Origin of the sequence: Wolbachia endosymbiont of Drosophila tristis (assembly GCF_028981745.1) — a bacterium.
GTDB classification, from domain to species: domain Bacteria; phylum Pseudomonadota; class Alphaproteobacteria; order Rickettsiales; family Anaplasmataceae; genus Wolbachia; species Wolbachia pipientis.
In genome coordinates, this window is sequence record NZ_JAPQLN010000107.1 from 17,246 (window position 1) to 37,589 (window position 20,344).

Sequence of the window (20,344 nt, forward strand, 5' to 3'; positions counted from 1 at the left end):
TGGCATTTTTTGATGTCTTGTAACGCTTTATAAGCGCGTTCAGCTTATTTAGATAAAAATCTAGATGTAGATGAAGTTTTGTAAAGACATACAGTATCTATATACTGCAAAAAATTGAACATAAGACGCGGATACATTAAGTAATCCTTACCTTTTAATCTGTAGATTGGCGAAAGCAAATACAATAGCTTCACTATCATGATAAGGGCGCTGGCGAAGGGTGTCAAGTAAGTTTTTTCGTTTCTATTCCCAATAAAAGTTTGTTATATGGTTATGCAAGAAGTTTAATACTCATAGTTTCAAGCATATACTGAAATATTTCATTAGCTATAGCAACATCTTGGCGTGGGGCTTTGCCGTGTTCTATAAACACAGAGATTGCATAGCGCGGGTTATAGTAAGGGCCATAGGCGATAAATAACTTATGACTTTCGCCCTTAGAGTTTATTTCTGGTGTACCGGTTTTGCCAGCAATTTGTATACCGCTTAGCCCTTTCTTATAGGTTCCAGTTTTAGAATTCACCACGTCAAACATAGCTTTTCGAACTATGCTAAGATGCTCACAATCCACATCAATATCGGGAAAATCTTGTATCGTTTCATTCATCTTAATGCGGGGAATTACCTCTTTTCCTGTTGCAATCCTCGCTGCAAGAACTGCAAGCTGTAGTGGTGTTGTAAGCATATACCCTTGTCCTATAACTAAGTTGATAGTGTCACCTAAATACCACTGCGAATATAGCTTTCGTGTACGCCAATCTCTATCTGGCAACAACCCTGGAGCTTCTTCTTTAAACGTTCCAATCAGTGGCCCACTTCCAATACCAAATTTTCTGGCCATTTCTACTAGAGAGTCTACACTTATTTTTTTCCCTATATTATAAAAGTAAGTGTTGCATGATAATGCCATTGCCTCATTTAAAGATACATACCCATGGACTTTGCTTTTCAGACAACGAAATTTCCGCTCACCTATTTTCATATAGCCCTTGCACGAGAATTTCTCTTCTGGTGTTATTATCCCGTCTTTTAAACCCGCAAGCGCAACTATTACTTTAAATATTGAACCAGGTGGAATTTGATATGATAACGCACGATTCACGAGCGGCAATGAAGGAGCATTCAAGCTCTCCCAAGTCTCATTTGATAGCCTGCTAGCAAAAAGATTATTATCGTAAGAAGGTGAATTATATAATGCTAAAATTTCTCCATTATTTACATCAATTACCACTGCGGAGCCTTGGTGATCTTTAAATACCTCTGCGGTTTTCTCTTGCAGATTAATATCAATTGTCAGTTGTACATCTTGTCCGTCTTGTTGTGGTATGCTTGATAATTCTTTTATGACGCGTTTTTTAGAATTTATTTCCTGCTCAGATTTTCCTGACTTGCCTTTCAATATATGATCATATGTATATTCAATACCGCTGATTCCTACTTCGCTTATGCCTTGCTGTCTTTTTGTATATCCGATTACATGAGAACACATTGAACCAAACGGGTAATAACGTTTATAAAGAGCAGTTATTTTTTCTGACGATTTTGCTATTTTAGACTCGACTTCTGATAATGTCTGCAAATCAACTTCCTTACCAGAACCATCAAACAAAACAACATACGAAATTTTGTTTACCGCAAGTTCAATGCTATTCCTATCTAAAATTTTGCCCCGCTTAGGCATAATAGTAGCAACTCTTATTCTATTACTATTAGATAGTGCTTCGTACTTTTGTCTGTTTCGTATTTGTAAATTATATAACCTGCAACTAAAAACCGCAGAAATGGTAAGCTGAATACCACCTAATATGAATGCTCTGCGGTTAAAGACTTTGTTTTTTGTCCACATAACATTCCTTCAAAACACACTTTTTTCCCCTCTTTTATTGTTACACTTCTGGCTTTTACCGTATTACAAACCCTTTTTTCCCACTCACTTAAGGTCACAAACTTATAACCTGATTTTTTTAGTATTTTAATAATATGAGGTAAAGCTTCAATTGTGTTTGACCTGTTATTGTGATCATGAAACAGTATAACTGCTCCATTATGTACATTACTTAAAACTCTTTCAACTAAAGTTTCTGGCTTATCACCTTGCCAATCTAGCGAATCAACTGTCCATAATATTGAATACATATTTAATTGATCAGTATTTTCAATCAGATTATCGTCATAACATCCATATGGCGGACGAAACCATTTTACATCTTGTTTTATTGCATTTTTAATTGCTGTATTTGTCTTTTCCAATTCTTGCAATTGTTCCTCACTTGAAAGTGATGTCAACTTCCTATGCGACCAAGAGTGATTGCCTAACTCATGACCTGATTCATGAATTTTCTTTACTATTTCAGACGTTTTTTCATTTATACGTTCACCAAGCACAAAAAATGTTGCTTTTGCTTCATAGCTTTCCAGAACATTAATAATATCGTTTACTCTATTGTTAGACGGTCCATCATCAAACGTAAGCGCAACAAACTTATCGTCGTTATTCAATAATTTTTTTATATTACTTAAATTTCTATATGATAGATCTAGATTACAACTGAGCCCACAGTATGGTAAATTAAAATTACAATCACTACAAAAAGCCGTACTTGAATATAGTAAGAAAAAAGTGATTATCCTTATAAACATTTGTAATCAGCAAAGTGATAGAATACTACACTTTTTTGCTAAGTTAAGCCATCTTTAATTGCTGTAGCCTTTACTTCATCGCTTCTTTAATATATTGTATTAACAATTTTATATAATATATTATGATTGCAAATATAAATACCGTTGCGCTTCAGGGAATTAGCACAGTAAATGTCAATGCACAAATTCATATGGCAAATGGTATTCCAGCTTTTAATATTGTTGGATTGCCAGATAAAACTGTTGCGGAATCCAAAGAACGCATCAGAGCAGCGTTAAATTCAATCAATCTACTACTACCTCCAAAAAGAATTACAGTTAATCTCTCCCCTGCGGATTTACTGAAAGAAGGTAGTCATTATGACTTGGCTATTGCTATTGGACTACTTGTTGTAATGAATGTGATACCAGTTGAAAAAGTTCAGTCTTATATCATTATGGGTGAGCTTGCCCTTGATGGCAGAGTTATTCCAGTTTCAGGAGTGCTGCCAACAGCGATCAATGCAAAACAGGCAAATAAAGGAGTAATTTGCCCAAGGGGAAATGGAGTAGAGGCTTCATGGGTAAAGAATGTTTCAATTCTAGCTATAGAGAAATTAACTGATATTATCAGACACTTTAAGGGTGAGCAATTAATTCAGCCAGTAATTTTTAAATATAGTGATGCACCCAAAGAAAAAAGATTGGTTCCCGATATGAAGGATATTAAAGGCCAAGTTGTTGCAAAAAGAGCAGCTGAAATTGCAGCAGCAGGTGGGCATAATATGCTTCTTGTTGGCCCTCCTGGTACTGGAAAATCAATGCTTGCTAAGCGCTTTATAGGATTGCTGCCTGATTTAACCGAACAGGAGATGATTGATGTTAATATTATTTCCAGCATAACAAAAACTGGTAATGAAATATTCAAAGTAACTCGCCCCTTTCGTGAACCTCATCACTCATGTTCCATGCCAGCAATGATAGGAGGAGGAAAGAATGCAAAACCCGGAGAAATTACCATGGCTCACAATGGCGTGTTATTTCTTGATGAGCTACCTGAATTTCCAAGACTCGTGCTTGATTCTCTGCGCCAACCACTTGAAGATAGAAAAGTTACCGTTGCAAGGGCAAATGCTCACATAACCTACCCTGCCAATTTTCAACTGATAGCTGCAATGAACCCTTGCAGGTGCGGTTATTTAGGTGATGCAAGCAGATCGTGCAACAAAGCTCCAAAGTGTGGCACAGATTACAAAAACAAAATATCAGGCCCATTGCTTGATAGAATAGACATATGCATTGAAATGCCAAACGTTAGCATACTCTCTCCTGAAATCTCTGTGGAGGGAGAAAGTACTAAAATTATAAGAGAAAGAGTGATAGCAGCAAGAAAAGTTCAAACTGAGCGCTATAGTGAATTAAATATTCGTTGCAATTCAGAAGTAAGCGGTGAAGCATTTAATAAATTTACTGAACCAGATCAGGCAGGGTTAGAATTGCTAAAATACGTACTGAAAGAAAATTACATTTCCAATCGAGGCTACACACGCGTATTAAAAGTTGCAAGAACTATTGCAGATCTTGCAAAAAGTGAAGAAGTAAAAAGAGCACACATTGCTGAAGCGCTCAATTACAGAATAAAGGTATATTAAAAAATTAGTTTACTTGACAGGCAATTTTTTTTACTATATGCTTCCTTAATAAAATTTTAACATTCTATTTAAGGAGTAGAGTTATGGCATTAACAAATTATGAGTATACAAAAGAGGATAGCATTTTTCATGCTATTTCAAAAGGATATATACAAACTGGAAAATACTGGGGAATTCTTGGTGCTGCTAGTGGAGCTGGTCAGTACGCTATGCATAATAAAGGGAGAACAGCATTATTTCTGCTTGCAGTTGCAAGTGTTGTCTTTACAGCAATGCATATGAAAGCAGGCTTTGTTAGTGCAGCAGAAGCTTCTGGGTTTCTTGCTAAGACTGCCAGTTACTTTGTTGGAACAAATCAAGCAATAGCTGCTTCATTACCTGGATTTATCGGAACAGGTGTTGCTGGTCAGATAGTTGCGGGTACCATAATGGCAATTGCTGCAGTTGCTGCTGTTTATGGAACATATCAAGTTGCCTCAAAATTAAAAGATGTTGAAGTTGAAACATTGAAAGGGAAAGAGCAGACAATATAATAATCTTCAACAAAATAAAAAGGGATAGGTTTCTGTCCCTTTTTATAAACGTTTTCTATTTTTTGCATCGGTTAAGTGATGTCATCTAAGAATCTAGTTATTATAATTAACGGCACTTATTAGTATAAATGTTAAGAACAAGTAAATCCCGTTTACTATTTACGCCTATAGAAGTGAAAAGTATTTGCATATTATTAAAAAAGCGGTAACTTATTATCAAGTGAATTCGCTAAATTTGAGTAATTTAAATGTCTATTGATCTTAGTCTGCCGGAGTTGCCTATATTACACCCAAGGATTACCGTTGTGGGAGTGGGTGGCGCTGGTGGAAATGCTGTGAATAACATGATCCAATCTAATTTGCAAGGAGTGAATTTTGTTGTCGCAAATACCGATGCTCAAGCACTAGAAAAGTCGTTATGTGATAAAAAAATTCAGCTTGGCATTAATTTAACTAAGGGGCTTGGTGCTGGTGCTTTGCCTGATGTTGGCAAAGGTGCAGCAGAAGAGTCAATTGATGAGATTATGGAGCATATAAAAGATAGTCATATGCTTTTCATCACAGCAGGAATGGGCGGTGGTACTGGAACCGGTGCAGCACCGGTAATTGCAAAAGCAGCCAGAGAAGCAAGAGCCGCAGTTAAGGATAGAGCGCCAAAAGAAAAAAAGATATTGACTGTTGGAGTTGTAACTAAACCGTTCGGTTTTGAAGGTGTGCGCCGTATGCGCATTGCAGAGCTTGGACTTGAAGAACTGCAAAAATACGTGGATACACTTATTGTCATTCCAAATCAGAATTTATTTAGAATTGCAAATGAAAAAACTACATTTTCTGATGCATTTAAACTTGCTGATAATGTTCTGCACATTGGCATCAGAGGAGTAACTGACTTGATGGTCATGCCAGGGCTTATCAATCTTGACTTCGCTGATATAGAAACAGTAATGAGCGAGATGGGCAAAGCGATGATCGGCACCGGAGAGGCAGAAGGAGAAGATAGAGCAATTAGTGCTGCAGAGGCTGCAATATCTAATCCATTGCTTGATAATGTATCAATGAAAGGTGCGCAAGGAATATTAATTAACATTACTGGTGGCGGAGATATGACTCTGTTTGAAGTTGATGCTGCAGCCAATAGAGTGCGTGAAGAAGTAGATGAAAATGCAAATATAATATTTGGTGCTACTTTTGATCAAGCGATGGAGGGAAGAGTTAGAGTTTCTGTTCTTGCAACTGGCATTGATGGTCGCAATAATAAATCAGAAACTTCACCTATAAGTCAGAGCGAAGACTCAGAGAAAGAGAAATTTAAGTGGCCATATAGTCAAAGTGAAAGTACACAAGACAAAACACTGGAAACAAAACCAGCTGAACAGGTAAGCGAAGGAGCTAAGTGGGGCAGCAATATCTATGATATACCAGCTTACTTAAGAAGAAAAAAATAATGCAATTTTGGCTACTTAAGTCAGAGCCAAGTGAATACTCATGGCAAAAAATGGGAAAGGAGCAGGTAGTTGAGTGGGATGGTGTGCGCAATTATCAAGCTCAAAATTACATGAAAATTATGAAAGCAAGCGATCTTGCGTTTTTTTATCATACAGGTAAAGAGAAAGCAATACTTGGAATCGTTGAAGTATTTAAAGAGTATTATCATGTTAATGATCCCAAGTTCGGATTAGTGAATGTAAAGTTTTTGAAACCTTTAAATAACCAAGTAACGTTAAATAATATAAAACAAAACCCACTTTTGAAAAATATGACTATATTAAAACAACCACGTTTATCAATTGCCCCAGTTTCGGAAATCGAATGGAATGAAATAATAAGGATGAGTGATGTGTAATACCTGTCATTTCAGTTCCTAAATGATGTCATCTCAGCACACAACGCACAGCTGTATGAATATTTGTCTCGAAGGCAGTGCATTAAACGTTATAGCCGATTTTGCATCAAACACAAAGGTGTCATTCCAGTGCTTGACACTGGAATCCAGCCTTAATGCAACCACATTAAAGCCGTTGTGTTTGAATATAAGATTAGCTACTTTTATATTCACTAACTTGATGTCTAATCAAAATTCCTGGATCCCAGTGCCTAGACACTGGGATGACATCCTTCTAGTGTACAATATTCGTACAGTTGTGTACATGACACAAGGGTCTATAACTCTTCTTTTTTGGATTCCAGTGTCAGCTATTTGCATGACACCCTTACTGATGTGTCACTCATGTTAGAAGTAAATATTCTTGACAAGAAATGGTGCAGCATTATAGAAAATCCTAAAAATTTTGTATTAGGTGTCATCAATGCTTCTCTAAAAGAATTAAAAATAGACCACTATAAACCAAATATATCAATAGCTCTGGCTGATGATGACTTGCTACATCAACTTAATTTAAAATTTAGAGAAATGGATAAGCCAACTAACGTACTATCATTTCCGTATGAACAATTGTCTAATGAGTGCGATTTAGGAGACATAGCAATTTCAATAGACACAATAAAAAGAGAATCGCATGAGTATTATATACCCATTCTTGCTCACATTGCACACATGTTAGTGCATGGATTACTGCATTTACTTGGTTATGATCACCAAAAAAAAGATGAAGAAATTATAATGAAAAATCTAGAAAGAGAGATTTTAGCTTCGCTTGGCTACAATATGTGTGCGATTTAAAAGGAATTTAATAAAAATATAGTAGATGATAATAAAATATGTTATCTACAAAGGGTTTTAGCTATAAACAATAAAAGGTAAGTGATATGGTTCAGTTTTCTTTGCCAAAGAATTCTAAAATTAATCAAAAGGGCAAAATTTATCCTATTCCTGCTAGAGCAAAAAACATCAGAAGATTTCAAATTTACCGTTGGTCTGCTGATGACGAGAAAAACCCTAGAATAGACACATTTTTTATTGATATGGATAGTTGTGGCCCTATGGTACTTGATGCATTAATAAAAATAAAGGATGAAATAGATTCGACTTTAACTTTCAGACGTTCTTGTAGAGAAGGCATATGTGGATCTTGTGCCATGAATATTGACGGAACCAATACTCTTGCATGTACTAGATCTATACATGATATAAAAGGTGACGTAAAAATATATCCATTACCTCACATGTATGTAATAAAGGACCTAGTCTCGGATTTGAGCCAATTTTATGAGCAATACAAATCAATTAAACCTTGGTTACAAGCAGATAAGCCTGCCCTACCAAATAAAGAATACTCTCAATCTTCTGAAGATAGAAAAAAATTAGATGGCTTGTCCGACTGTATATTATGTGCTTGCTGTTCGACTGGTTGCCCAAGCTACTGGTGGAATAGTGATAAATTTTTAGGACCAGCAATACTATTACAAGCTTACAGATGGATTGCTGACAGCCGTGATAATAAGACAGGTGAAAGACTTGATGTTTTAAACGACCCATTCAAGTTGTATCGTTGTCATACAATAATGAATTGCACAAAAACTTGTCCTAAAGGACTTAATCCAGCAAGAGCAATAGCGAAAGTAAAACAGCTCATGGTAGAGAGAGAAGGAGTTTAAGTATTATCTTTTGCATTCTTCGTAAGAGAACAGCAAACCTTCCGAAGCGTAGGGTATTGTTAATACCCTGAACGCTTTTCCGTTTGTGAAGTGCATCGTATCATCGTACGATTCAAATAATTTTTTGAACAACTCATGTCTTTGGTTACTAATAGTTTGAAAATCCTCTTTTTCTAAAAGCTTTTTAGATTCGAAGAGGTAAAGCATCACTTCGTGATAAGTTGGGTAAGATGCCAAAAATTTTGGGTCAAATTGAAAGGTTTTTATAAAAGCATTATTATAAAATTTTAGCTTTTGATTCTTACTATATATTACTATAGCAACCGGTAACCTCTCAAGCAAATTTTTCTGTGTAGCTAAATAACTGTTTAATTCAGTATATAATTTCTCTGCATCACTAACATCTTTCCCATACATTACTATGCTACCAGAACCTTGTATTGGAATTTTAACAAAATCGAAAACCTTAGGTTCGTTCTTATAAGTTATGACATGTCTTCCTGGTTTTGTGCTATGAGCGCTACCGGTAATAGCAAATTTCTTAGAACCATCTACATATTTATCATAAAACAAGTTATAAAATTCCACCTTTCTACTCTTGTTATATCTTAGTATTGGAAATGGTAAAGAGTTGAAAACGTTTTTATAGCTCTCCACTTCCTGTGTAAGCTTACTATTTTCTAACTCAAGTCCGTTAGCCTTTATCTTACAGTCTGAGACATCCCTTATCCATAACAGCACACCTATCACATTGGTAGAATCATCTATTATGCTTCTACCGTAACATATGCAATAAACCTCACTGTCTTTTGACTTTAAATCTAGAGTAAAAGATTTATTTATTTCCTTTGCCTCAACAAAATTTTTGATTAAGCTTTCTGATTGCTCAAAAAAATTCACAAACTCATTAAATGAGTAAAAAACAGTATTAAGCAAAATTAGTAAATTGGGAGAGAACTTTTCTATACGTTTTTTTGCATCCCAAATATAAAACCCATCATTCACAGTATCAATTAAATTATTTATGATAACATTTTGATGCTGTAAGTTCTTAATCTTATTACTAATTTTTAATTTAGAATAAGAGAGAAAGAATAATATTAGAATCAATATTAAAACCACTTCATACAAAAAAAACATAGCACTTTTAAAACAAATGTAAAAATTTGTAACCGCTCAGAATTATGCTGAAGAGGTATATAAGTAAAGATTGCCTAACATTTGAAAGCCCAATCTCTTATAAAGGTTCACAGAAGATTTCATACAATGTGCTACTATATATTTGCATTCAAGCTGTTTAGCTATCTTTATTCTTTCTAAAACCATTTGGGTACCTATTCCACGATTCCTGTAAATTGGTAAAACTCCATCACTATAAAAACCAGCTACGCTATCTTGAACATAAAGACCGCATGTCCCAATAATTTCATTATTTAGTGTTACAAGAAAAAATCTTAATCTTGAGTTCTTATCATCATAATTTGATAATCTGCGAAAAAATGTGCTGACAATTCCAACGCCATGATAAAAAATTTTAGAAGTGTGTAGATCTAACTGTTCTAAGAGGTTGCTACCATTCACAGCATTTAACCTCAAGTTTGGAATAACATCAGCAGGTAAAAAGTAATTTTTCATATTAAGTAAAGCTTTTTTTGGTGTGCTAACGTGTTTTATTTCACACTTTTCTAAAATATCTCTTATTTTCATATGTGAATTTATTACCCATGTTGCTTCTATATCTCTTGTTCTGAGATAATCTAGAGTTTTTTGTATAGAAAGCTCGGTACATTGATCTCCACAGAACACAAAATTAAATAATGACTCCCTGGTACCATTTATTGTAAATATGATGTTATCAAATTCATCGTGTACTTCCCACTCAGATAAATTCGCTGTGTACAGTATATAATCCTTTAGATTTTGAACAATTAAGCTTAAATAATAAATTTTTTTATCCTGCATACACCAACAATAAACAATAAAAGGCTCCTATAAGAACACAGGCTAAAATTGCAGCTATAACGTCATCTAGCATAATACCTAAAGGACCTTTGGTATTTTTATCGATTAAATTTATAGGCCACGTTTTTATTATATCAAAAAACCTAAAAGAAAAAAAGCACAACAACAATGAAGAACAATTCATCTCTTGGCTTAACAATATCGAAACTAAAAGTATCGTCAGCAATTGACCAACCACTTCGTCAATTACTACCTCTTTTGGATCACATGAAGTCTTGTAATGTTTTATATAATTACCTGTAGACCATAATCCAATTAAGAATAAAAAAGAAATAATTGCTGCACCTAAAATTTTGTTGCTCAGGATTACAGGAACAAGCGGAAAAGAAGCCAAACTACCCACAGTACCTGGCATTTTTTTTACTGTTCCAGACAGCCACCACGTTGATATTAATTTATATAAAAATTTCACAATATATCCAAATACAAAATTAACTTATAAGAACAGAAAGAGTATCCTCTATAGAGGCGCTTTCATACAATAATCTATAGACCGCTTCACATATAGGCATTTTTATCTTTAGCTTTCCTGCTAAATTAAATATGGACTCAGCAGTGCTAAAACCTTCAATCACTGACTTGCCTTCTGACAAAATCTGCTGAACATTAAAGCCATTGTCACTATTACCTATTTTAAACCCAAAAGATAAGTTTCTTGAATTCAAGGATGTGCATGTCATAATTAGGTCACCCAGACATGCTGGCCCAAGTAGTGTATTTATATCCACACTACCGTCACCAATTTTTGCTGAGTATAAAGCCTTAATTTCGCTCATACTTTTCGTAATCAATGCTGCATGAGCATTAAACCCAAGTTTACTACCTAGAACGATCCCACACGCTATAGCAAAAACGTTCTTTAACGCTGCACAAATCTGTACTCCTATAATGTCGTTACTAAACTCCAATTTAACATTTTCTTGTTGCAGCTCTGATACTAGCTTTGAACCTAATGTGTTATTTTGGCATGCAAGAACCATTGAATAGGGTAATTTTCTTGCAACTTCTACAGCAAAGCTAGGACCTGAAAAAATAGCAATAGGATTGTTAGGTAAAATTTCATTTACTATTTCACTAGGTAATTTTAATGTAGACTTTTCTATTCCCTTACAAGCTAAAATTATTGCTACATCTTTTTTCAGATTACAATTATGCAATTGCTGACATACCTTCCTCAGAGACTGAGTGGGAACAGCGAGGATTGTTACTGAAGCATTAATTATGTCTTCAATAGCCAATTTTACTGACACATTATCAGAAATTCGACAACCGGGTAGCTTGTCACTTTCTCTTTTCCCGTTGATTGATTCAAATGTAGTTTCATTGTGAGTCCACAAAATCACATCTTTCTTACTACCTAATGAAATTGCGATTGCTGTACCCCATGCACCAGCACCTAAAATTGATATTGCCACACAATATTCCTGAAAATATTACTTATACTTTAAAATAGTAGGATAAGTAAATTAAAAATATAACACAGACATATAGAATAGTTAAATATTTATTAACCGAAGTATTCTTTTAATAATAGTAACTTTAATTCAATATTTACTAAAAATATTATTACTATCATGGTATGTCTATTATATTTTAGATCTATTTATATAACTTTGGAACAATATATTTACTATTAATTAATAAGTGTAATTTTGATCATTTGTTAATAAAAATTTGATTTATTACTTTCCTTAGTTATATATATTACTAAAATTATAAATTATTTATGGGGTGTAAAATATGCGTATATTATTAATTGAAGATGATCAAGTAAGTGCAAAGACTGTAGTTAACGCCTTAACTTCTGATGGACACTTCTGTGACGTTGTTACTTCTGCACAAGATTATAACAATAATATGGTTTCCTCAAACGGAGATTACTATGACCTAGTTATTTTAGATATACACTTACCTGGTGATATTGACGGATATGATATATTGTTAAGACTAAGAAGTGCAAAAATCAAAGTTCCTGTCTTAATACTTTCATGCATATCCGCTGTCAATCACAAAGCTAAAGGACTCGGGTATGGTGCCGATGATTACTTAACCAAGCCATTTCATAAAAGCGAGTTATTAGCTCGAATTAAGGCCATAGTGCGTCGTACTAAAGGCCATCCTGAATCGGTGATAAAGATTGGTAATATAAATATCAATTTTGATCACAGGGTTGTTGAGGTGAAAGGTAAAACGGTTCACCTTACTAATAAAGAGTATTCTATGATAGAATTGCTAGCACTGCGTAAAGGAACAGTACTAACAAAAGAAATGTTCTTAAATCATCTTTACAATGGCTTGGATGAACCTTCAGATAACAAGATAGTTGATGTTTTTATGTGCAAATTACGTAAGAAACTTGAAAGTGCAAATGATGGAAAAAGCCACATAGAAACCGTTTGGGGCAGAGGGTATGTTCTGAAAGAGTATATTGATGATGATGAATATTCTAATGTTAATGTAGGCGAAAGTAGTGATGGCTATCAAGCAGAACAAGTGAAGGACAACGCATGAAATGCCTACACATTTAAATATAGCATGGCTTATATCGCACGTATCATGTGAACGCCTAGGTGAAATATAAGCCGAGTTCTGTTTATGTAGCTATTTATCTGGAGTAAATGTTACCATTTACCGCATGCGATTTACCCGAGTAGATATGAGGAAAACATAAAATCTACTTCTATTTAATCTTGCTCCTAGTGTTGGTTACTCGACTACCAATGTTGCCATTGCCATGGTGTGCTCTTACCACACCTTTTCACCCTTACCTAAAAATATTTTAGGCGGTAATTTTCTGTAGCCCTATAACTGGAGTTACCTCCGGCGGGCATTACCCGTCACTATTTTTCCTTGGAGCCCGGACTTTCCTCTGCTATGTTTATCACACAACAGCAGCTACTTATTTCACCTAGGAATTATACTTTAACATGAAAATCACAAAAGCAAAAGACAATTTCCTAACAGTCTACATATTAAAAACATTTAGACAAATAGCTAAAGGTGATATTCCGGCACATCATCACTATCCCAAGATAAGCTTTTTTCACTTTTAGACTCCGCTTCAGTTAGTCAAGAGCCTGGTCCACCGCTTGAAGACGATGAGCTACTTCTTGATCGACTACTACTTTCTACTGATATACTATTTAGCACTGTTTCAGATTGATATATAGTTCGCATTCTGTTACCAGTGGTAAAAATTTCTTCATCGCTACTTGAAGATGATCGCCTTCTATAACCCAAATCAGTTAGTTCTAATACAGGAGCAGCATTACGACCCTTAACATATCTATATGCTATGAATCCTATAATTCCAACAATACCTATTGCTCCAACCAAAGATCCCCCTATCATTCCTGCCTTATTAGACCCTATAGCAAGTTGAGTAGGTTGTGGTGAAGAAGTAGACTGAGGAAGTAAAGTCGTGGTGAATATAGGAGTTGTTGACTCTTTTGTTCTAGTACTTGGTATACTAAATACTGTTTGTGTAGTTTTCTCTGAGCTTGTTGTTGGCGCAGTTGGTTCCACTGTTACTGTGCTTGTTTGAGTCGTTGACTCTGTTGAAGGTTTATTCGTTGTAGAAGTAGGTGCAACGGCTTCTGTTGTTGGCTTCACTGTTACTGTACTTGTTTGAGTCGTTGACTCTGTTGAAGGTTTACTCATCGTAGAAGTCGACGCACCAGTCGCTGCTGTAGGTTTTACAGTACTTATTTCAGTTTCCGAAGGCACATTAGTTGACGTTGCAGTAATCGTGGTTGCTTGTGAAGTAGCAGTTGTTTTTGTTGCTGTTGTTGGCTCCACTGTTACTGTACTTGTTTGAGTCGTTGACTCTGTTGAAGGTTTATTCATTGTAGAAGTAGGTGCAACGGCTTCCGTTGTCAATTTAGTAGTCTTCACAGCGTCGGTTTCTGCTGTGCTAGTAATTGCAGCAGTCGGCGTCTTCTTAGAAGTCACAACCGTTTCTGCAACAGTTATAGGAGCCACGGTACTACTAGAAATAATATCTGGCGTTAATCGACCGTTAATGATATTAACAAAATCACTGAGAGTTTTGATGCTATTTGCCGGTATTATTGTTGCTTCAGAAGATTTTCCAGAGCCGTTTTGATTAAAAGTTACAATATTTTCTCCACTTACCGCAGTTACGATAAAACCACCCTGACCGTTGCCTTTAATATATAATTGCTCTATAGGATCTGTAAATTGATAGATAGGAAAATCTGACACTGATCCATTTTTAAGTAGAGTTGCTATATGTAACCTCTGCTCATTAGCTGATTGGTCATTTTCAAGAAAAGCAACTAGATCATTTCCTTCCGTTTGTTCAACATACTGCAAAAAGCTTATTTCATGTTCTCTAGAAAGAGATAGTGCTTTATTATCTATTTGACCTTTTCGATTACCAAGTAAAAAGCCATTAACTCTATCCTTCAGACCCTGAATCACTTTAGCCATATCAAATTTAAAAATACGTGTTTTTCTCACCTCTTGATTTTCCTTAGTAATCCTTTTGCTCACTTGCGAATAAAGCATCGTGTTTCCATTTAATGCCAATTGCCCCTGATTATCAAAATTGAACAATTTTCTTTCTGTAACACCTTTTTCTCCAGTCAATACCTTAAATTTTCCGCTCTCGCTTGACTTTAAGTACCAAGAAACTAAAGTTTGATCCTTTAAGTTATGGGCGATTACAATTACGTCACCATTACCAACTTTCACTGCTCTTGGTTGAAAGTAACTATTGCCCACATTTGCAAGACTATTATTATCAATATTCTTTTGTAATTTTCTTTTATCTAAATGTTCAACTGAAGGAGTATTAACTGATTGTTTAATTCCGTAAGTGTTAAAAGATAAGCCTTTAACGCATTTTTCTCCTTCTTCGCTAATTCCTTCTTCAGGAAAGATAACTCCAACTTTATCTATTTCAGCTGAATCTTCTATTAATGTGAGAGATAATTGATCTTTGAATTCATTTGCTACGCTGATATTTGTACCACATTCGTATGTTTTTGATTGATATAATGGACTAATAAGTAATTTTACTTTACTGCTCCCATTACCATTATCTTGATAGCTGAGTCCGTAAGCAACTCCATTCCCCTCAATTAATTCTACGTTTGTTGGATTAAAACCTATCGCTTCTTTAATTTCCGGTGTATTTGAGTTGATCCGAGCAATCTTCTTAATATAGACATAATTTTATTTAAAATATTAATAAAATGCTATTATGATTACTCCTGTGTGTTAATGTCAATGAAAATTTTAACTAAAATTAAAAAATTAATATAATATTTTATACTAAAAGGTAAATATAAGCTTGAAGAGGGCTAAGAAGCTTTATGCTATTTCTCAAAAAACCAACAATTGCAATCATTGGTTCTACAGGTATAATCTGTTAAAGTTTACACGAGTCTCATGAATGATAGAAAAAGAAGAGCAGTTTAGTTTTACATCAGAAAACCTCAAGAAAGCGGGAAAGTTTATAGAGATGTATCCCAAAGGTAGAGAAGGTAGTGCTGTTATGCCTTTACTATATCTGGTTCAAGAGCAATGCGGATGGGTTTCTGAATCTGCTATGCGTTATGTTGCTGATATGCTGCATATTCCACATATTCGTGTATATGAAGTGGCAAATTTTTACACCATGTATAATTTAAAACCAGTAGGCAAATATCTAATACAAATTTGTAGAACAACTCCTTGCTGGTTGTGCAATAGTGAAGAAGTTTTAAATACCTTTAAAAAAAAACTTGGAATCAATATCGGTGAGACTACTAAAGATAATTTGTTCACTTTAAAAGAAGTTGAATGCCTAGGTGCATGCGTTAATGCTCCCGTTGTGCAGATCAATAATGACTTCTATGAAAATCTTACTCCTGAGAAAGTAGAAAACATCATAACAGAACTTTCAGGCAAATAGATGAAAGAAGAATTTTCATTCAAGAGAATCAAGCAATCAGGTTCTGCAAGAGTTGGAACAATTAAAACTCCAAATGGAAGCGTAGAAACCCCCGCTTTTATATTCTGCGCAACAAAAGCTGCAATTAAAGCTGCAGATATTGAAAGAATAAGTGAAGCTGGTACCCAAATCATACTTTCCAACACCTATCACCTAATGCTTCAACCAGGAGAGAATACTGTTGCAAAACTTGGTGGTTTGCGCAAGATGATAGGATGGAATGGGCCAATGCTAACTGACTCAGGTGGATATCAGATATTTAGCTTAGGCCACGGATCAGTTTCGGAAGAGATAAAAGGAATAAGAAAAAAACAAAAAACTTTGATCAAAATTAATGAGGATGGGGCAATTTTCCGTTCTTACATTAATGGTAAAATTTATTGCTTAACTCCTGAAAAATCTGTACAAATTCAACAGAAATTAGGTGCAGATTTAATCCTAGTTTTAGATGAATGCACTCCATTTCACGTAAGCAAAGAATACACAGCAAAATCAATGCTCATGAGCCACAGATGGGCTGAACGTTCTTTAAATGAATTTGAAAAAAACAATAATGGCAAGCAGGCACTGTATGGAATTAGTCAAGGCGGAGTGTATCAAGATTTACGTAGAGAAAGTTGTGATTTTATCAACGATTTGCCATTTTTTGGTCAAGCAATAGGTGGATCACTTGGTCAAAGTAAAGAGCAGATGCATGATGTAGTTTCTTTCACTATGGACCACCTGAAAAAAGACAGGCCTACTCATTTGCTTGGTATTGGTGGAATTGTGGACATCTTTCGCGGAGTAGAGCTTGGAATTGACACGTTTGATTGCGTGCATCCAACCCGCTTAGCAAGGCATGGTGGCGCACTTGTTAAAGTAAAAAACAGAAATTCTATTTCTTCAAAGTGCAAAGAGCATATTAATTTGCGGAATCAACGATTTGAGCTGGACAACAACCCAATTGAAAGTGACTGTTTATGTTTTACCTGCAGAAAACATTCAAGAGCTTATATACACCATTTACTGAAAGCTAAAGAGCTCCTGGCTTACACGCTCGTTACCATTCATAATATTTTCTTTATGAATAAGTTAATGGCATCAATAAGGCAGGCTATATTAGATGATAGGCTAGATCGGGAGAAAAATAATTGGATTAGTGAGACACCACTACACTGTGAATTATACACCTAGTTCATATTTTTCTACGCTTATTTTATATTCCCTAAAACAGAAAAAGCCTTCCTCTTCCTACTCTTTCTTCCTTGGCTAATCCATAGTTAGCGTTTTTTGCACATGTGCGTTGCATTTTTTAATCTTCTTTAAAAACTTGACAATACATGACAACACTGGTATGTTAAAAATATAGTTTTTGTGAGGTATTTATGGTTAACAATAAAGAAAAACATCAAATAGCGTTTTGCGTTTCAGCCGTTACATTCTTAGCTGGGTTATCATTAATCGCAACTGCAATTGCAGTGGGTACCGTACCTGCTATAGCTGCTTGTCTAGTGATAGGAGGAATTTTGACTGTCTTGTCTGGTGTGCAAGCAGTAGAAAGCTATTTATTTTTACGAAACAGCGAGAAAACTTTGAATAAACTGATAAGTAATATACGCGATGAACCAGAAAGCAAACTTTTTATAGAAAGGATTTTGCAACCGTTCATTGAACTTTTTAGTGAGCTTAAGCAACATAATTAAAGTACACTAAGCTTTAAGCATAGAAACCACTTTATCGTAACTTGGCAATGATTCAATTTCTCCAATTGCAGCTAGAGTGGTTTTTTCATGCTGAGATAACAATTCTTCTGCTGCTTTTTTTACGTTAGCAGTGGTAACTGCACTAATTTTTTCTATTAATTCATTTTTACTGATGTACCTATTATAGTTACCGTAGTAGTGTCCCAATGTTTCAGCACGTGAGCTAACACTTTCGCGTGACATTAAAATTTGGGATTTTACTCGCTCTTTCACTCTATTTACTTCTTCTTCCTTCAGATCATCTGTAGACAACTTCTTCAACTCTGTCGTTATAGATTTTAAAAGCTTATCTAAGTTACTACTGTCTGTACCAGCAAAAATGGAAAACATTCCTGTATTAGTATAGCTGGAATTAAATGAATAAACAGAGTAAGCTAATCCCTGCTTTTCCCTTGCTTCCTGAAATAAACGTGATGACATTCCGCTCCCTAATATAGAATCAAGCACTTGAAACGTGTGATATTTATCGTCATGGCGAGAAACACTAGGTAGACCAATTAGCAAGTGTACCTGATCTAATTTACGATGTTCTAAATACTCACCACCAGTACAGCTCGCATTTTGGCTTTTTTTCAGCTTTTTAGAATGAATCTTTGAGAGAAAATCTTTGGTTAATGCAACAACTTCTTCATGTTCAACATTTCCTGCAACGGCAAATAGCATATTCTCACCAAAGTAATGCTCATTTATGTAATTATCTAGATCTCCTCGAGTAAAAGATTTTACAGTATTTTGCGTGCCTAAGATTGACCTACCAAATGGTTGGTCTTTATAAGCTGCCTCAAAATATTTGTCGAAAATAATGTCACTTGGTGAATCATTAGTTTGAAAAATCTCTTGTATTACAACACCCTTCTCACGTTCCAATTCATCTTCTGGAAACGTGGAATTCATCAATATATCTATTAATATATCAATACCAGTTTTTATGTCTTTCTTGAGGACTTTTGCATAATAGGTGGTGCTTTCCCTACCGGTGCTAGCGTTGAAAACTCCACCTATGTCATCAAAAGCTTTTGCAATTTCAAAGGCAGTTCTTGTCTTCGTCCCTTTGAAAGCCATGTGTTCTAAAAAATGGGATATTCCATTTTGCTTTGCACTTTCTGCTCTACTGCCAACACCAACTCGTATGCTTAAAGCTACGGAATCAATATCACGCACCTGCTCAGTTATTATGCGCAGACCATTATCTAATTTTGTTACCCGGGGTATATTCATCTCATATATTCTTCTAAGTTCTCTTCTGCAAAATCCCAATTAATCAAATGATCAAGGAAAACTTTTATGTAGTCAATTCTACGGTTTTGACAATCTAAATAATAGGCGTGCTCCCACACATCCATAGTGAGTAGTGGCACTTGGCCATAAATTATTGGCAAATCTGCATTTGGAGTCTTGGTGATTTTGAGCTTTCCTAACCTACCTTTTTCGAGCACTAACCATACCCATCCACTGCCAAACTGGCTTACTCCATGACTCGAAAATTCTTCATAAAATTTATCAAAGCCACCGATATCGTCTTGAATTTTTTTTGCTAGAAGACTACCATCTTTAGGCTTACCACCACCATTTTTTTTCATTGAATTCCAATAAAAAGTATGGTTCCAAACTTGTGCTGCATTATTAAATATAGGCAAGTTGCCGCTATTACCATGCACTTTTGTTATTAATTCCTCAATTTTTACATGTTGATAATCCGTATTTTCAACTAGCTCATTGAGTTTATTTAAATATCCTTTATGGTGCTTATCATAATGAAAATCTAAGGTTTTTGCAGATATATAAGGCTCCAAAGCTGTTTTATCGTATGGTAATTCAGGTAAAGTAAAACTCATAAAAACCTCTTTATTTCTAACCTACTTGGATGGTAGGGCAATATATGCTTTTGTGCAACATATAATTAATAGCTAAAACATTTAGGTATCTATTGCATTATTCTAAATTATACTACAATAACGATTATTATATAAGCCATAGAAATGGATTAAATGCAAAAGTTACTTGACACCCTTCGCCAACCCCCTTATCATGAAACTGAAGCTATTGTATTTGCTTTCGCCAATCTGCAGATTAAAAGGTAAGGATTACTTAATGTATCGGCGTCTTATGTTCAATTTTTTGCAGTATATAGATACTGTATGTCTTTACAAAACTTCATCTACATCTAGGTTTTTATCTAAATAAGCTGAACGCGCTTATAAAGCGTTACAAGACATCAAAAAATGCCAATACTCGACAGAGATAGTAAAAGACTAGCTA

21 protein-coding genes and 1 other RNA gene are annotated in these 20,344 nt (G+C 35.0%); 10 read left to right on the top strand and 12 right to left on the bottom strand.

What is annotated here, in order from left to right; translation table 11 throughout:
• Window positions 1-271: 271 nt before the first annotated feature.
• Window positions 272-1,846 carry a penicillin-binding transpeptidase domain-containing protein gene (locus OZD64_RS04975; protein WP_038198981.1) on the bottom strand — a complete coding sequence of 525 codons (1,575 nt, stop codon included), beginning with the start codon at window positions 1,844-1,846 and terminating at the stop codon, window positions 272-274.
• Entirely contained in the window at window positions 1,801-2,640 is an 840-nt protein-coding gene (locus tag OZD64_RS04980) for a polysaccharide deacetylase family protein (protein ID WP_010962787.1), read from the bottom strand. Before OZD64_RS04980 ends, OZD64_RS04975 begins: the two co-directional genes overlap by 46 nt.
• A 122-nt stretch (window positions 2,641-2,762) precedes the next feature.
• Between OZD64_RS04980 and OZD64_RS04985 the strand changes: the two genes are divergently transcribed.
• The 4 genes from OZD64_RS04985 (at window position 2,763) to OZD64_RS05000 (ending at window position 6,647) form a co-directional block, all read left to right on the top strand.
• On the top strand, window positions 2,763-4,271 hold the full coding sequence (locus tag OZD64_RS04985) for a YifB family Mg chelatase-like AAA ATPase (protein WP_095742738.1): 1,509 nt from the start codon (window positions 2,763-2,765) through the stop codon (window positions 4,269-4,271).
• A gap of 83 nt (window positions 4,272-4,354) precedes the next feature.
• Window positions 4,355-4,804 (top strand): hypothetical protein, encoded by a 450-nt coding sequence (locus OZD64_RS04990; protein WP_274999431.1) that lies wholly within the window; start codon window positions 4,355-4,357, stop codon window positions 4,802-4,804.
• 248 nt (window positions 4,805-5,052) lie between these two features.
• On the top strand, window positions 5,053-6,249 hold the full coding sequence (gene ftsZ, locus OZD64_RS04995) for a cell division protein FtsZ (protein ID WP_010962790.1): 1,197 nt from the start codon (window positions 5,053-5,055) through the stop codon (window positions 6,247-6,249).
• A complete protein-coding gene (locus tag OZD64_RS05000) occupies window positions 6,249-6,647 on the top strand; it encodes an EVE domain-containing protein (RefSeq protein WP_274999432.1) in 399 nt (132 codons plus the stop codon). The genes ftsZ and OZD64_RS05000 overlap by 1 nt, the downstream gene beginning before the upstream one ends.
• A gap of 33 nt (window positions 6,648-6,680) precedes the next feature.
• Here OZD64_RS05000 and OZD64_RS05005 read toward each other — a convergent pair whose 3' ends face one another.
• Window positions 6,681-6,860 (bottom strand): hypothetical protein, encoded by a 180-nt coding sequence (locus tag OZD64_RS05005; protein WP_274999434.1) that lies wholly within the window; start codon window positions 6,858-6,860, stop codon window positions 6,681-6,683.
• 15 nt (window positions 6,861-6,875) lie between these two features.
• Window positions 6,876-7,007, bottom strand: coding sequence for a hypothetical protein (locus OZD64_RS05010; protein WP_255322244.1), 132 nt, complete (start codon window positions 7,005-7,007; stop codon window positions 6,876-6,878).
• A 24-nt stretch (window positions 7,008-7,031) separates the two neighbouring features.
• On the opposite strand from OZD64_RS05010, the gene ybeY reads away from it, so the two are divergent.
• Window positions 7,032-7,484, top strand: coding sequence for an rRNA maturation RNase YbeY (gene ybeY, locus OZD64_RS05015; RefSeq protein ID WP_010082473.1), 453 nt, complete (start codon window positions 7,032-7,034; stop codon window positions 7,482-7,484).
• A gap of 86 nt (window positions 7,485-7,570) precedes the next feature.
• Window positions 7,571-8,359 (top strand): succinate dehydrogenase iron-sulfur subunit, encoded by a 789-nt coding sequence (locus OZD64_RS05020; RefSeq protein ID WP_010082472.1) that lies wholly within the window; start codon window positions 7,571-7,573, stop codon window positions 8,357-8,359.
• 3 nt (window positions 8,360-8,362) lie between these two features.
• Here OZD64_RS05020 and OZD64_RS05025 read toward each other — a convergent pair whose 3' ends face one another.
• From OZD64_RS05025 to OZD64_RS05040, 4 genes are read right to left on the bottom strand one after another with little or no spacing between them, the layout of a single operon-like run.
• Window positions 8,363-9,499, bottom strand: a complete 1,137-nt coding sequence (locus OZD64_RS05025) for a hypothetical protein (RefSeq protein WP_274999435.1) — start codon at window positions 9,497-9,499, stop codon at window positions 8,363-8,365.
• 42 nt (window positions 9,500-9,541) lie between these two features.
• Window positions 9,542-10,321 (bottom strand): GNAT family N-acetyltransferase, encoded by a 780-nt coding sequence (locus tag OZD64_RS05030; RefSeq protein ID WP_038198989.1) that lies wholly within the window; start codon window positions 10,319-10,321, stop codon window positions 9,542-9,544.
• On the bottom strand, window positions 10,311-10,793 hold the full coding sequence (locus OZD64_RS05035) for a phosphatidylglycerophosphatase A family protein (protein WP_006279290.1): 483 nt from the start codon (window positions 10,791-10,793) through the stop codon (window positions 10,311-10,313). The genes OZD64_RS05030 and OZD64_RS05035 overlap by 11 nt, the downstream gene beginning before the upstream one ends.
• A gap of 19 nt (window positions 10,794-10,812) precedes the next feature.
• Complete coding sequence (locus tag OZD64_RS05040; RefSeq protein WP_010962796.1) at window positions 10,813-11,796, bottom strand: NAD(P)H-dependent glycerol-3-phosphate dehydrogenase; 984 nt, start codon at window positions 11,794-11,796, stop codon at window positions 10,813-10,815.
• A gap of 325 nt (window positions 11,797-12,121) precedes the next feature.
• On the opposite strand from OZD64_RS05040, the gene OZD64_RS05045 reads away from it, so the two are divergent.
• Window positions 12,122-12,892, top strand: coding sequence for a response regulator transcription factor (locus OZD64_RS05045; protein WP_010962797.1), 771 nt, complete (start codon window positions 12,122-12,124; stop codon window positions 12,890-12,892).
• A gap of 51 nt (window positions 12,893-12,943) precedes the next feature.
• Here OZD64_RS05045 and rnpB read toward each other — a convergent pair.
• An RNA gene (gene rnpB / locus OZD64_RS05050) (RNase P RNA component class A) lies at window positions 12,944-13,293 on the bottom strand.
• A 157-nt stretch (window positions 13,294-13,450) separates the two neighbouring features.
• Complete coding sequence (locus OZD64_RS05055; protein WP_274999437.1) at window positions 13,451-15,127, bottom strand: hypothetical protein; 1,677 nt, start codon at window positions 15,125-15,127, stop codon at window positions 13,451-13,453.
• Between the two features lie 673 nt (window positions 15,128-15,800).
• Between OZD64_RS05055 and nuoE the strand changes: the two genes are divergently transcribed.
• The 3 genes from nuoE (at window position 15,801) to OZD64_RS05070 (ending at window position 18,025) form a co-directional block, all read left to right on the top strand.
• The gene (gene nuoE, locus OZD64_RS05060) at window positions 15,801-16,301 is read left to right on the top strand and encodes an NADH-quinone oxidoreductase subunit NuoE (protein ID WP_010962799.1); all 501 of its coding nucleotides are present in this window, start codon (window positions 15,801-15,803) and stop codon (window positions 16,299-16,301) included.
• A complete protein-coding gene (gene tgt / locus OZD64_RS05065; RefSeq protein WP_010082445.1) occupies window positions 16,302-17,516 on the top strand; it encodes a tRNA guanosine(34) transglycosylase Tgt in 1,215 nt (404 codons plus the stop codon). It begins immediately after the preceding gene.
• Window positions 17,517-17,707: 191 nt separating this feature from the next.
• Window positions 17,708-18,025: a WD_0736 family protein gene (locus OZD64_RS05070; RefSeq protein ID WP_010082444.1), complete on the top strand. Its 318-nt coding sequence runs from the start codon at window positions 17,708-17,710 to the stop codon at window positions 18,023-18,025.
• Between the two features lie 6 nt (window positions 18,026-18,031).
• Here the strand turns inward: OZD64_RS05070 and OZD64_RS05075 are convergent, their stop codons facing one another.
• Together OZD64_RS05075 and OZD64_RS05080 are read right to left on the bottom strand one after the other, a co-directional pair.
• Entirely contained in the window at window positions 18,032-19,303 is a 1,272-nt protein-coding gene (locus OZD64_RS05075) for a M16 family metallopeptidase (protein WP_274999440.1), read from the bottom strand.
• Window positions 19,300-19,920: a superoxide dismutase gene (locus OZD64_RS05080; protein WP_010082437.1), complete on the bottom strand. Its 621-nt coding sequence runs from the start codon at window positions 19,918-19,920 to the stop codon at window positions 19,300-19,302. Before OZD64_RS05080 ends, OZD64_RS05075 begins: the two co-directional genes overlap by 4 nt.
• Between the last annotated feature and the right edge of the window lie 424 nt (window positions 19,921-20,344).